The sequence below is a fragment of the Streptomyces sp. NPDC001530 genome, assembly GCF_042894545.1.
In the GTDB taxonomy this organism is placed as follows: Bacteria; Actinomycetota; Actinomycetes; order Streptomycetales; family Streptomycetaceae; genus Streptomyces.
The window spans coordinates 83,401-95,956 of record NZ_JBIAVS010000013.1 but is presented as its reverse complement, the minus strand read 5'-3'; the positions used below and the strand labels follow the sequence as shown (position 1 = coordinate 95,956).

Below are 12,556 nucleotides of genomic sequence, written 5' to 3'. Positions count from 1 at the left end.
GGGCAGGGGCCATGAGACGCAGGGGTTTGGCCGTGGCGGGAGTGCTGGCGGGGCTGGGGCTGCTGAGCGGATGCAGTCCGGCCGCGCTGTCGCTCTCCGCGGTGTGGCTGGGCACGGACGGGCAGCCGGTCGTGGCGGTGCGGCCGTGCGACGGCGATCACGCGACGCACCTGAACCTCTCCAGCTGGGCCGAGGACGCGTACATCGAGGACAAGAAGAACGGCGGGGTGGTCGCCAACCCCTCCAGCACGGCGTCCCCCGGGCAGGTGAACACCCGCTGGTGGGTGGGGAGCGGGGTCGAGGTCGGCAGGACCACCTTCCCACTGTTCTCTCCCCCGTCCGCCTGGCGCACGCAGAAGACGGGGGAGCAGCGGCTGCTGCCCGGTCGCTCGTACTCCCTGCACTTCATGGGCGCACGCCAGAGCTGGGACCCGTACGACGGTTACCTCAGCTTCAGCGCCGCCGACCTCGCCTCGCTGCGCCCCGGCCAGGCCTGGGCCGACGGCCGCGCGATGAGCCGGGCCGCCTTCGACGACCTCGTGGACGACCAGTGCTGAGGGGGCGGCCGGGCACAGGCACCCGTGTGCGCCGGCGATGGGCGGCGGTACTGGGCGTGTCGGCCGGGACGGTTCTGCTGAGCGGCTGCGCGGCGGTGGATCTGCCGCTGGCCGGGGTGCGGGTCGCGGCGGACGGGGTGCCGTACGCCCTGATACGGCCGTGCGGGGACGACCGCTACCAGGGGCCGTCGCTCGACGGGCGGGCGCGGGGCGCCGAGAACGGGCCGGCCACCACCGGCTGGGACGTGAAGAAGGACGAACTCCGCGGGGACGCCGACTTCCCCCTGTTCTCACCGCCGGACGCCTGGAAGGCCCGGCATCGGGGCGAGCAGCGGCTCCTGCCGGACCACGACTACGTCCTGCGCTTCGGGCACTACATCACAGGCGACTCGTACAACGGCATCGTCGAGTTCTCGGCCGAGGACATCGCCGCGCTGAAGCCCGGCCAGGTCTGGGCCGATGACCGGGCCATGAGCCTCGGCGAGTTCGAGAAGCTCGCCGAGGACTCCTGCTGAGCGTCGGCTACGCGGCGGGTTCGACCCCGGCCCGCAGCAGCCCGTACGTGTACGCGTCCTCCAGGGCCTGCCACGACGCGGCGATGACGTTCTCGGCGACGCCCACGGTGGACCACTCGCCGGCGCCGTCCGAGGTGGAGATCAGGACGCGCGTCGTGGACTGGGTACCGTGCTTGCCCTCGAGGATGCGCACCTTGTAGTCGACGAGCTCCAGCTGGGCGAGCTGGGGGTAGATCCTCTCCAGGGCGACACGGAGGGCGCGGTCGAGGGCGTTGACCGGGCCATTGCCCTCGGCGGTGGCGACGATGCGCTCGCCCTTGGCGAAGAGCTTGACCGTGGCCTCGTTGGCGTGGGTGCCGTCGGGGCGGTCCTCGACGATGGCGCGCCAGGACTCGACCTCGAAGTACGTGCGGGCCTTGCCCTCCGCCTCCGCCCGCAGCAACAGTTCGAACGAAGCATCCGCCGCCTCGTACGTGTAGCCCTTGAGCTCGCGCTCCTTCACCCGCTCCACGACCCGGCCCACCAACTCGCGGTCGCCGCCGAGGTCGACGCCGAGTTCCTTGCCCTTGAGCTCGATCGACGCGCGGCCCGCCATGTCGGAGACCAGCATCCGCATGGTGTTGCCGACCTGCTCGGGGTCGATGTGCTGGTACAGGTCCGGGTCGACCTTGATCGCGGAGGCGTGCAGGCCCGCCTTGTGCGCGAAGGCGGACACTCCGACGTACGGCTGGTGCGTGGAGGGGGTGAGGTTCACTACCTCGGCGATCGCGTGCGAGATGCGGGTCATCTCCTGGAGCGCTCCCTCGGGGAGCACCTTCTTGCCGTACTTCAGCTCCAGGGCCGCGACCACCGGGAACAGGTTCGAGTTGCCGACCCGCTCGCCGTAGCCGTTCGCCGTGCACTGGACGTGGGTCGCGCCCGCGTCGACCGCGGCGAGGGTGTTGGCGACCGCGCAGCCCGTGTCGTCCTGCGCGTGGATGCCGAGCCGGGCACCGGTGTCCGCCAGGACCGTGGAGACGACCGCCTGGACCTGGGCGGGGAGCATGCCGCCATTGGTGTCGCAGAGGACGACCACGTCCGCGCCGGCCTCCGATGCCGCCCGGACGACCGCCTTCGCGTACTCCGGGTTCGCCCGGTAGCCGTCGAAGAAGTGCTCGCAGTCGACGAAGACGCGGCGGCCCTGCGCGCGCAGGTAGGAGACCGTGTCGCGGACCATCTCCACGTTCTCGTCGAGTGTCGTGCGGAGCGCGAGTTCGACGTGGCGGTCATGGGACTTCGCGACCAGGGTGATCACCTGGGCGCCGGAGTCGAGGAGCGCCTTGACCTGAGGATCCTCCGAAGCCTTCGCGCCTGCCCGGCGGGTGGCGCCGAAGGCCACGAGCTGGGCGTGCTTGAAGTCGATCTCCTGCTGGGCGCGGGCGAAGAACTCGGTGTCGCGCGGGTTGGCGCCGGGCCACCCGCCCTCGATGAAGCCCACCCCGAAGTCGTCCAGGTGCCGTGCGATGGCCAGCTTGTCCGCCACGGTGAGATTGATGCCCTCACGCTGCGCGCCGTCGCGCAGGGTCGTGTCGAAGACGTGGAACGAATCGTCGAGCTCGCTGGTTTCGGTCATGGTGTTTCGGCTCCTGATGTCGGATCTCGGTCTGTACCGGAATGACCGGCTCCACCGTCCCCCCAATAGTCCCTCGCGCTCTCTTCCCGGCTTGAGGTGGGCCAGGAAAACGAAAAACCTCTCGCGGGTGCGAGAGGTCTGCGCGCGGGTCGAGGACGACGGTGTCCGCCCGTACGTGGTGGTACGTGGCGGTCACTGCGGACCGGCGCGCCTGCTGCCAATAATCATGGCGAACGAGAGCACGGGGGCAGTCTGGCACATACCGCCCCCGCGCTCACGGAGTGTCTCAGGATGCGAGCCGGGCGTCGGATTCCGAAGACGCCTTCCGGCCGGTTCCGATGACGCCTTCCGGCCGCCCCGAGGGCGCCTCCGACTCAGCTCAGGTGCCGTACGAACACGTCCGCCGTGCCGTTGGTGTCGTCCGCGACCAGGTCGTCGGCGTACGAGTCGAAGGCGACCGCCGTACCGTCCGGGCTGAGCGACGCGTTGCCGGCCGGGAGGTCGCCCGGGCCGCCCGCCGTGTCGACGCTGATGAGCTGTGCGGTACGGCTGCCGAGGTCGGCGAGCCACACACCCGCCAGGTCGGACACGTCGCCGAGCCTGCCGGATTCATAGGCGACGCGGAGCCCGTCGGCGCTGAGCGAGGCGCCGTAGGTGTAGTACTTCCGGCCCTGGCCCTTGACGAGTTTCGTGCGGCCCGTGTCGAGGTTGCGCACGAAGACGTTGGCACTGCCGTTGGTGTCGCCGGGTGCCAGGTTGGAGGCGTACGAGTCGAAGGCGACCGTGCGGCCGTCGGCGCTCAGGGCCGGGCCGGTGGACTCGCGGTCGGCGTCGCCGCCGTCCCGGGCGACGGAGGCTTTCTCCAGGCCGCCCGTCTCCATGTCGCGGACGTAGACGTCGCTGTAGTTGGCCGGGCCACCCGGGTGCGGAATCGTGTACTGGTACGCGATGTAGCGGCCGTCGGCGCTGATCGAGGGGCGTCCGGCGGCGCGTGAACCATCCTCGGAGGGCCGGCTGACCGGTGCGAGGGAGCCGTCGTAGACGCGGTAGCGGTAGACACGCGGCTGCGACACACTACCGTCGGTCGTGACCGGCGTGGCGACGAACGCGACCCACTGGCAGTCGGCACTGATCGTGGGCTGTCCCATCGCGGTGAGCGCGACGCCCTGATAGGTGGCCTGGATCGCGCCGATCTTGCCGACGCTGCGGTTGCGCAGGTAGATGCGCGGCTCGTGGTCGGTGCGGGGTGTCGTGGTGAGGTTCGCAGCCTCCGACACGAAGGCGACGAAGCGGCCGCCGGCGCAGACTGACGGATCGTACGAGCGGCCGTCGCCGCTGTGGCCGCCGACCGTCGCCGCATAGCTGACGAGGTGGGTGCCGGTGTTCGTCCGCAGGTACACATCGGACGCGCCGTTGTCGTCGCCGCTGAGCAGCGGTGCGTTCGAGGTGAACGCGACGGCTCGCTCGGCCGACGCCGGCCCGAAGGACGCCGCGCCGGCCTGACCACCGCTCCCGTCGACGCTGATGCGCTCGGTGTACGGCGGTACCGGGTCGTCGGCGTGCGCGGGCGTCATGGCCGCGCCGATCAGGGCGACGGTTAACAGGGATCCCGCAACGACTGTTCTCTTCTGCACGGACAAGGTGTCACTCCCCCGTTGAACGCATCTCCCCCGGCCCAGCGCCGAGGGCCCATCGGGATACAAGCGCACCACCAGGTACGGGTCAATCAGCCGTAATGCGTACAACCTGGACGCGGGTTCAGCCGTCCCCGGGGGCGCGCGGAAGGAGCCCCTCGTCCAGGAACTCCCGTACGTGGCCGAGAATCTGCCCCCGGTCCGTGCCGCGCAGACCGATCGCCACATGGATGGAGAAGCCGTCGAGGAGGGCGCGCAGCCGGGCGGCGAAACGGTCCGGGTCGACGGCCCGGAACTCGCCGTGCGAGATGCCCTCGGCGATCAGTGCCACGAGGTCCCGGTGCCAGGCGCCCTCGATGGCGACCTGCCGCTCACGGGCGTCGTCGTCGGCGTTCTGCGAGCGGTTCCAGACCTCCAGCCAGAGCGTCCAGTGCGGGTCGCGGTGGCCGTCGGGGACGTACAGGTCGACATAGGCGTCAAGGCGTTCGCGGGCCGTTCCCCGTGCGGCCAGCAGCCGGCTCCGCTCGGCGCCGAGTCGGCCCTCGCTCCACTCCAGGGTGCGCAGCAGCAGTTCGTCCTTGGAGCGGAAGTAGTAGAGCAGATGGCCGCTGCTCATGCCGACCTCGCGGCCGAGCGCCGCCATGGTGAGCTTCTCCAGACCGCGTTCGGCGATCATGTCCATGGCGGCGGCGAGCACGTCCTCCCGTGGTGGCGCGTTCCTTCGCGCACCGGCCATCCGTGACTCCTGTCGTTCTCCTCCGGCCTTCAGACCTTCGGCTGCTGCTGGGTGATGCAGTGGATGCCACCGCCCCCGGCAAAGATCGTACGTGCGTCCACCAGCGTCACCGTCCGCTCCGGGAACAGCCGGCGGAAGATGCCCGCCGCGATCTCGTCGCGCGGGTCGTCGAAGCCGCAGAGCACGACGCCGCCGTTGCAGAGGTAGTGGTTGATGTAGGAGTAGTCGGCCCAGTGGCCGTCGGCTTCCAGGACCGTCGGGGCGGGGACCTCGACGACCTCGATACGGCGCCCGCGCGCGTCGGTCTGCGCGCCGAGCAGCCCGACGATCTCCTTGCTGACCTCGTAATCGGGGTGCGCCGGGTCCTGCTGGGAGTGCGCGACGATCACGCCGGGGCGCGCGAAGGCGGCGACGATGTCGACATGGCCGAGCGTGCCGAAACCGTACGGAGGGTAGTCGCCGGTCAGCCCGCGCGGCAGCCAGATCGCCTTGCGGGTGCCGAGCTGGGCGTGGATCTCCGCCTCGACCTGCTCGCGCGTCCAGTCTGGGTTGCGCTCGGGGCCGAGCTGCACGGTCTCGGTGAGCAGCACGGTGCCCTCGCCGTCGACATGGATCGCACCGCCCTCGTTGACCAGCTTCGAGGCGTACGTACGCGCTCCGGCCAGGTCGCAGACGTACGCGGCGATCTTGGAGTCGTGCTCCCAGCGGGCCCAGTCCTGGGCGCCCCAGCCGTTGAACGTCCAGTCCACGGCCGCGAGTTCGCCCTTCCCGTTGGTGAGGAAGGTGGGGCCGATGTCGCGCATCCAGGCGTCGTCGAGTTCGCGTTCGACGGTGTGGATGCCGTCACCCAGCAGGGCCCGCGCTTCGGCCGACTGTCCGGGACCGCACACCACGGTGACCGGTTCGAAGCGACGGATCGTACGGGCCACCGCCGCCCAGGCCGCCCGCGACTCGGCGAGGTCGTCCGGGGTGTCGAAGGTGGGGTTGGCGCCCGGCCACGCCATCCAGGTGCGCTCGTGCGGGGTCCACTCGGCGGGCATGCGGAAGCCGTCGGCGGCAGCAGACATCAGTGATCCTTAGAGGCTGTGGCTTTTACAGGAAATACAGACGATTGAGGGAGACGGAGTCGGCGGGCTCGGAGCGCAACGGGTCGCCGTCGAGGGTGACGAGCCCCGTGCGCTGGTCGACATCCACCGCTCCGGTACGGGAGTTGAGCCGCAGGTCGGCGGGGCCGATGCCGCGCGTGCCGCGGACGGCGACCCGGCGGCGGCGCGTCGGCATACGGTCGTTGCCCTGGTCGAGCGCCGCCTGCGCGACGAAGGCCACCGAGATCTCGGCGGGCGTGGCGCCGTGCGCCCCGAACTGCGGCCCCAGGACGAGGGGTTCGCAGGTGTCGGTGGCGGCGCCCGGGTCGCCGACGACTCCGTACGCCGGGAAGCCGGACTTCAGCACGAGCTGCGGCTTGGCGCCGAAGTACTCGGGCCGCCACAGCACGATGTCGGCGAGCTTGCCGACCTCGAGGGAGCCGACCTCGTGCGAAAGGCCGTGCGCGATGGCGGGGTTGATGGTCAGCTTCGCCATGTAGCGCAGGACGCGTTCGTTGTCGTGGTCCTCGGGGGCGCCGAACTCGGCCTTCATCTTTCCGGCCATGGCGAAGGTCCGGCGTACGGTCTCACCGGCGCGCCCCATGCCCTGCGCGTCCGACGAGGTGATGCCGATCGCGCCCAGGTCGTGCAGCACTTCCTCGGCGCCCATGGTCCCGGCGCGGATCCGGTCGCGGGCCATGGCGGCGTCACCGGGCAGGTCGGTCTTCAGGTCGTGGACGGAGACGATCATCCCGTAGTGCTCGGCGACCGCGTCCCGCCCGAAGGGCAGGGTGGGGTTGGTGGAGGAGCCGATGACGTTCGGAACTCCCGCCATTTTCAAGACATTCGGCACATGTCCGCCGCCGCAGCCCTCGATGTGGAAGGCGTGGATGGTGCGCCCTTCCAGGACGCGCAGCGTGTCCTCGACCGACAGGCACTCGTTCAACCCGTCGCTGTGCAGGGCGACTTGGACGTCGTGCTCCTCGGCGACGCGCAGCGCGGTGTCGAGCGCGCGGGTGTGGGCGCCCATGTCCTCGTGGACCTTGAAGCCACTCGCGCCACCCTCGGCGAGGGCCTCGACCAGCGGTGCGCCGGAGGACGACGAACCCCGGCCCAGGAAGCCGATGTTGACCGGCCAGGCGTCGAAGGCGTTGAAGGCGTGGCGCAGCGCCCAGGGGGAGTTGACGCCGACACCCCACACCGGCCCGAACTCCTGGCCGATGATGGTGGTCACGCCGGAGGCGAGCGAGGCCTCCATGATGCGCGGCGACAGCAGGTGGACATGCGTGTCGACGGCTCCTGCGGTGGCGATGAGCCCCTCGCCGGACACGATGGACGTGCCCGTACCGACCACGACGTCGACGCCGTCGAGGGTGTCCGGGTTCCCGGCCCGCCCGATGGAACAGATCCGGCCTTCCCGGATGCCGATGGAGACCTTCCGGATCCCCTGCGCCGCGTCGATCACCACCACGTTGCTGATGACGACATCGCAGGTCTCGCGGACGGCGGCGGCCTTGAGGTGCAGCCCGTCGCGGGCGGTCTTGCCGAAACCGGCGAGGAACTCGTCGCCGTACCGCTGGGCGTCGGACTCGACGCGGATCGTCAGCCCGGAGTCACCGAGCCGGATGCGGTCACCGGCGCGCGGGCCATGGGTGGCGGCGTACTCGTACGGATTCACAGCTGAGCTCCCAGATATCCGCAGGCGGCGGCCCTGCGCAGGGCCTCTTCCTTCGCCCCCGGCGCGTCCAGCGCCCCGTCGACCAGACCGGCGAAGCCGATCGCGATCCGCTCGCCCCCGATCGGCACGAGCCCGACCTCGACGCTCTCGCCGGGTCCGAAGCGCACGGACGACCCGGCGGGTACGGCGAGCCGCATGCCGTAGGCCTCGGCCCGCGCGAAGTCGAGCCGCGGGTTGGCCTCGAAGAAGTGGAAGTGCGAGGTCACGGAGACGGGCACGGTGGCCGTGTTCGTGACGAGCAGCCGGACGACCGCCTCGGGCTCGGCGTGCTCCGGACCCGGCAGCAGCGCGCCCGGGGCCTGATCCCCGAGGCCTCCGCCGATGGGGTCGCTGACGACCGCGAGCCGCGAACCGTCGTCGAAGACCGCCTCGACGTGCACCTCGGTGACGACGTCCGCGACGCCCGGCAGGACGTCGTCGGGGCCGAGCACGGACCGGGCCGCCTCGATGGCCTGCGCGAGCCGGCGCCCGTCGCGGGCAGCCTCGCACACGGTGTCCGCGATGAGCGCGGTCGCCTCCGGCACATTGAGCCTGAGGCCGCGCGCCTTGCGGGCCCGGGCCAGTTCGGCGGCCGAGAACAGCAGCAGCCGGTCACGCTCCGTAGGGGTCAGTCGCACGCCACGAAACCTCCTTGCCTTCCTCGCTTTAGAGCATCACTCTAAACGGCAGATTCATGAAACGGAAAGATTGACGAGTCAGCTTCGAAGGCGCCACATTGAACGTCGCTCAAACTTCCAGGCGGCCGATCGAAGGAGACCAGCCATGCCGATAGAACAGCGCGGAGTCGACACTATCCCCGACGAGGAACGCACCAGCGGGCCGCGCGACCTCGTCTCGATCCTGCTCGGCTCCAACCTCTGCCTGGGAGTGATCATCTTCGGCTGGCTGCCGCCGTCCTTCGGGCTCGGCTGGTGGGCGTCCGTGAGCTCGATCGTGGCGGGCACGGTGATCGGCACGGCCCTCACGGCGCCGCTGGCCCTGGTGTCGCTCCGTACGGCCACGAATCTCTCCACCTCCTCCGGCGCCCAGTTCGGCGTACGCGGCCGCCTGGTCGGCTCGATCGTCGGCCTGCTCCTCGCCCTCGGCTACACCGCGCTGACCGTCTGGATCGGCGGCGATGTGATGGTGGGCGTGCTGCACCGCCTGTGCGGACTGCCGGTGTCGGGCGTCTCGTACGGCGCGGTCTACGGGGTGCTGGCCGCGGCGACGGTCGCGGGCGCGGTGTACGGCTACCGGGTGCTGCTGGCCATGTCCCGCGTCCTGGCGATCGGCATGACGGCCCTGCTGGTCGTGGGCGTGATCGCCTACGCCCCGCACTTCACCACCTCCGCCCTCCCGGAGACCGGCGGCTATCTGCTCGGCTCCTTCTGGCCGACCTGGCTGCTCGCGGCGGTGGCGGCGGGCCTGTCGGGCCCCATCGCGTTCATCACCCTGCTCGGCGACTACACGCGCTACATCTCGCCGGCCCGCCACACCTCCCGCACCGTCCTGCACGCCACCTGGCTGGGCCTGATCGCCGGTCTCCTCGTCCCCCAGCTCTTCGGCACCTTCACGGCGTACGCGGCGCGCGCGGCCCTCGACTACGCGGGGCCGCTGGTCTCCGCCTCCCCCACCTGGTACCTGATCCCGCTGCTGCTGGCCGCCTCCGCGGGCTCGGTCGGCAACGCGGGTCTGATGCTCTACTCCATGGGCCTGGACCTCGAGGCGATCCTGCCCCGCGCCTCGCGGGCCCGTGCCACCTACACCGTCGCCGTCGTCGCCACGGTCTGCGTCTTCGTCGGCCACTACGCCTGGGACGCCCAGTCCGCGATGACGTCCTTCGTCCTCCTGCTGACCGCCATCGGCACCCCCTGGGCGGTCATCACCCTCATCGGCTTCGCCCGCTGCCGCGGCACCTACGACCCAGACGCCCTCCAGGTCTTCAACCGCCGTTCACGGGGCGGCATTTACTGGTACCGCGGCGGCTGGAACGTCGCTGCCGTGGCGTCGTGGGCCCTCGGCGCGTTCATCGGCCTGCTGGCGGTCTCCCTCCCGTCGTACGAGGGCCCGCTGCTGTCGCTCACCGGCGGGGTGGACTGCAGCTTCCTGCTGTCGGGGGTGGTGGGCGGTGTCGTCTATCTGGCGCTGACCGCGCGGACGGCGCGGGTGCCGGTGGCCTCGGGCGCGGAGGAGCACGAGCGGGCTTCGGTGGCGTAGCGGGACAAAAGGCGGGGCCCGCGCCGGTGTTGTGCACCGGCGCGGGCCCCGCCTCCCACAGGTCAGCCCAGCGGATGCATCCAGCCGTGCTTGTCCTCGGTGACACCCCGCTGGATGTCGAGGAGTGCCTCGCGGAGCCTCAGCGTGACCTTGCCGGGCTCGCCGCCCGACTGCTGCCACTCGGCGCGAGCCCGCTTGACCGTGCCGACGGGGGTGATGACCGCTGCCGTACCGCAGGCGAAGACCTCGGTCAGGGTGCCGTTCTCGGCGTCGCGGTGCCACTGGTCAATGGAGACGCGGCCCTCCTCCGACTCGTAGCCCAGGTCGCGGGCGACGGTCAGGAGGGAGTCACGGGTGACGCCTTCCAGGATGGAGCCCGTCAGGGACGGCGTGATGATCTTGTCGCCGTACACGAAGTACAGGTTCATGCCGCCGAGTTCCTCGACCCACTTGTGCTCGACCGCGTCGAGGTAGCAGACCTGGTCGCAGCCCTTGGCGGCGGCTTCGGCCTGGGCGAGGAGGGAGGCGGCGTAATTGCCGCCGGTCTTGGCGTCGCCCATGCCGCCGGGGACGGCGCGGACGCGGTCCTCGGACAGCCAGATCGACACCGGCTTCACGCCGCCCGCGAAGTAGGCGCCCGCCGGGGAGGCGATGACCAGGAAGAGGTACTCGTTGGCGGGCTTCACGCCCAGGCCGACCTCGGTCGCGATCATGAACGGGCGGAGGTAGAGGGACTCCTCGCCGCCGTGCGCCGGGACCCAGGCGCGGTCCTGCTGGACCAGCACGTCGCAGGCCTCGATGAACGTCTCCACCGGCAGCTCCGGCATGCCCAGCCGGCGGGCGGAGGCCTGGAAGCGCTTGGCGTTCTTGTCGGGGCGGAAGGTGGCGACGGAGCCGTCGGGCTGGCGGTAGGCCTTGAGGCCCTCGAAGATCTCCTGCGCGTAGTGCAGGGTCATGTTCGCGGGGTCGAGGGAGAGCGGGCCGTACGGAACGAGCTGGCCGTCGTGCCAGCCGCGGCCCTCCGTCCACTTGATCGTCACCATGTGGTCGGTGAAGTGGCGGCCGAACCCCGGGTTGGCCAGGATCGCCTCGCGCTCGGCGGCGGAGAGCGGACTGGCGGAGGGCTTGAGCTCGATCGTGGGCTGCGTCATGAGTGGTTGTCCTTCACCGGTTGTGTGTGACGGGCCGCGCTCACGCCCCGAACTGCCAGTGGCCAGTGTTAGGACGTCCGAGCATTCCCTCATTCCGCGGCTCCGCGTTCGATTATCGCCTGCGGAGGACCGAGGACGAAAACGGCGTGAATGCGGCCCTTGGGATGGCCCAGGGATTGATGGTGGCACCCGGCGAGGGCATAGGAAAAGCCGCCGGGTGCGGATGCGACCCGGCGGCTACTTCGTTGCATAGGTAGCGCGGCGGGTCAGCCGGCTACTCGTACGGCGAGTGCGTCGCCGATTTCCTCGGTGCTGCGGGCGGGCTTGCCCCCGCGCTCCGCGAGGTCGGCGGAGACCGCGGCCTCGATGCGGGCGGCCTCGGCCTCGTAGCCGAGGTGGCGCAGCAGGAGGGCGACGGACAGGACGGTGGCGCTGGGGTCGGCCTTGCCCTGGCCCGCGATGTCGGGCGCCGAGCCGTGCACGGGCTCGAACATCGAGGGGAACTCGCCGCTCGGGTTGATGTTGCCGGAGGCGGCGACGCCGATGCCGCCGGAGACGGCCGCGGCGAGGTCGGTGATGATGTCGCCGAAGAGGTTGTCGGTGACGATCACGTCGAAGCGCCCGGGGTCCGTGACGAGGTAGATCGTCGCGGCGTCCACGTGGATGTAGTCCGTGGTGACCTCGGGGAACTCCTTGGCCACCTGGTTGAAGATGTTCGTCCAGAGGTGGCCCGCGAAGGTCAGCACATTGTTCTTGTGGACCAGCGTCAGCTTCTTGCGCGGGCGGGCCTGGGCACGGGCGAAGGCGTCGCGGACGACCCGCTCGACACCGAAGGCCGTGTTCACGGAGACCTCGGTGGCGACCTCGTGCGGGGTGCCCTTGCGGATGGTGCCGCCGTTGCCGGTGTACGGGCCCTCGGTGCCCTCGCGGACCACGACGAAGTCGATCTCCGGCTGACCGGCCAGCGGGGTGGCGACACCCGGGAGGAGCTTCGACGGACGCAGGTTGACGTGGTGGTCGAAGGCGAAGCGGAGCTTGAGCAGGAAGCCGCGCTCCAGGACGCCGGACGGGACAGAGGGGTCGCCGATCGCACCGAGCAGGATCGCGTCGTGCTGCTTCAGGGCGTCCAGGTCCGCGTCGGTGAGGGTCTCACCGGTGGCGTGGTACCGCTTGGCGCCGAAGTCGAACTCCTTGGTCTCCAGCTTCACATCCTGCGGAAGGACGGCGGAGAGGACCTTGAGCCCCTGGGCCACGACCTCCTGGCCGATGCCGTCACCGGGAATCACTGCGAGATTGATGCTGCGAGACATGACGGCACCGTACTCCTTGTCC

Annotated in this window: 11 protein-coding genes; 3 read left to right on the top strand and 8 right to left on the bottom strand. The window is 70.6% G+C overall.

Annotated elements, in window-relative coordinates; all coding sequences use genetic code 11:
• Positions 1-11 precede the first annotated feature (11 nt).
• Both ACFY0T_RS26690 and ACFY0T_RS26685 read left to right on the top strand, forming a co-directional pair.
• The gene (locus ACFY0T_RS26690) at positions 12-557 is read left to right on the top strand and encodes a hypothetical protein (protein WP_388875421.1); all 546 of its coding nucleotides are present in this window, start codon (positions 12-14) and stop codon (positions 555-557) included.
• 26 nt (positions 558-583) lie between these two features.
• Complete coding sequence (locus ACFY0T_RS26685; protein WP_388875418.1) at positions 584-1,072, top strand: hypothetical protein; 489 nt, start codon at positions 584-586, stop codon at positions 1,070-1,072.
• 7 nt (positions 1,073-1,079) lie between these two features.
• Here the strand turns inward: ACFY0T_RS26685 and cimA are convergent, their stop codons facing one another.
• The 6 genes from cimA to ureA all read right to left on the bottom strand — a co-directional run bounded on the left by cimA (position 1,080) and on the right by ureA (position 8,494).
• Positions 1,080-2,684: a citramalate synthase gene (gene cimA, locus ACFY0T_RS26680; RefSeq protein WP_388875415.1), complete on the bottom strand. Its 1,605-nt coding sequence runs from the start codon at positions 2,682-2,684 to the stop codon at positions 1,080-1,082.
• A gap of 374 nt (positions 2,685-3,058) precedes the next feature.
• Positions 3,059-4,318: a hypothetical protein gene (locus ACFY0T_RS26675; protein ID WP_388875412.1), complete on the bottom strand. Its 1,260-nt coding sequence runs from the start codon at positions 4,316-4,318 to the stop codon at positions 3,059-3,061.
• A 124-nt stretch (positions 4,319-4,442) separates the two neighbouring features.
• A complete protein-coding gene (locus tag ACFY0T_RS26670; RefSeq protein WP_388875409.1) occupies positions 4,443-5,054 on the bottom strand; it encodes a TetR/AcrR family transcriptional regulator in 612 nt (203 codons plus the stop codon).
• 29 nt (positions 5,055-5,083) lie between these two features.
• Positions 5,084-6,121, bottom strand: coding sequence for an agmatine/peptidylarginine deiminase (locus ACFY0T_RS26665; RefSeq protein WP_388875406.1), 1,038 nt, complete (start codon positions 6,119-6,121; stop codon positions 5,084-5,086).
• A gap of 25 nt (positions 6,122-6,146) precedes the next feature.
• On the bottom strand, positions 6,147-7,817 hold the full coding sequence (locus ACFY0T_RS26660; RefSeq protein WP_388875403.1) for an urease subunit alpha: 1,671 nt from the start codon (positions 7,815-7,817) through the stop codon (positions 6,147-6,149).
• A complete protein-coding gene (gene ureA / locus ACFY0T_RS26655) occupies positions 7,814-8,494 on the bottom strand; it encodes an urease subunit gamma (RefSeq protein WP_388875400.1) in 681 nt (226 codons plus the stop codon). The genes ACFY0T_RS26660 and ureA overlap by 4 nt, the downstream gene beginning before the upstream one ends.
• 145 nt (positions 8,495-8,639) lie before the next feature.
• Between ureA and ACFY0T_RS26650 the strand changes: the two genes are divergently transcribed.
• Complete coding sequence (locus ACFY0T_RS26650; RefSeq protein WP_388875397.1) at positions 8,640-10,073, top strand: cytosine permease; 1,434 nt, start codon at positions 8,640-8,642, stop codon at positions 10,071-10,073.
• Positions 10,074-10,135: 62 nt separating this feature from the next.
• Here ACFY0T_RS26650 and ACFY0T_RS26645 read toward each other — a convergent pair whose 3' ends face one another.
• The gene (locus tag ACFY0T_RS26645) at positions 10,136-11,224 is read right to left on the bottom strand and encodes a branched-chain amino acid aminotransferase (RefSeq protein ID WP_388875394.1); all 1,089 of its coding nucleotides are present in this window, start codon (positions 11,222-11,224) and stop codon (positions 10,136-10,138) included.
• 266 nt (positions 11,225-11,490) lie between these two features.
• Positions 11,491-12,534, bottom strand: coding sequence for a 3-isopropylmalate dehydrogenase (locus tag ACFY0T_RS26640; RefSeq protein WP_388875391.1), 1,044 nt, complete (start codon positions 12,532-12,534; stop codon positions 11,491-11,493).
• Positions 12,535-12,556: the final 22 nt, after the last annotated feature.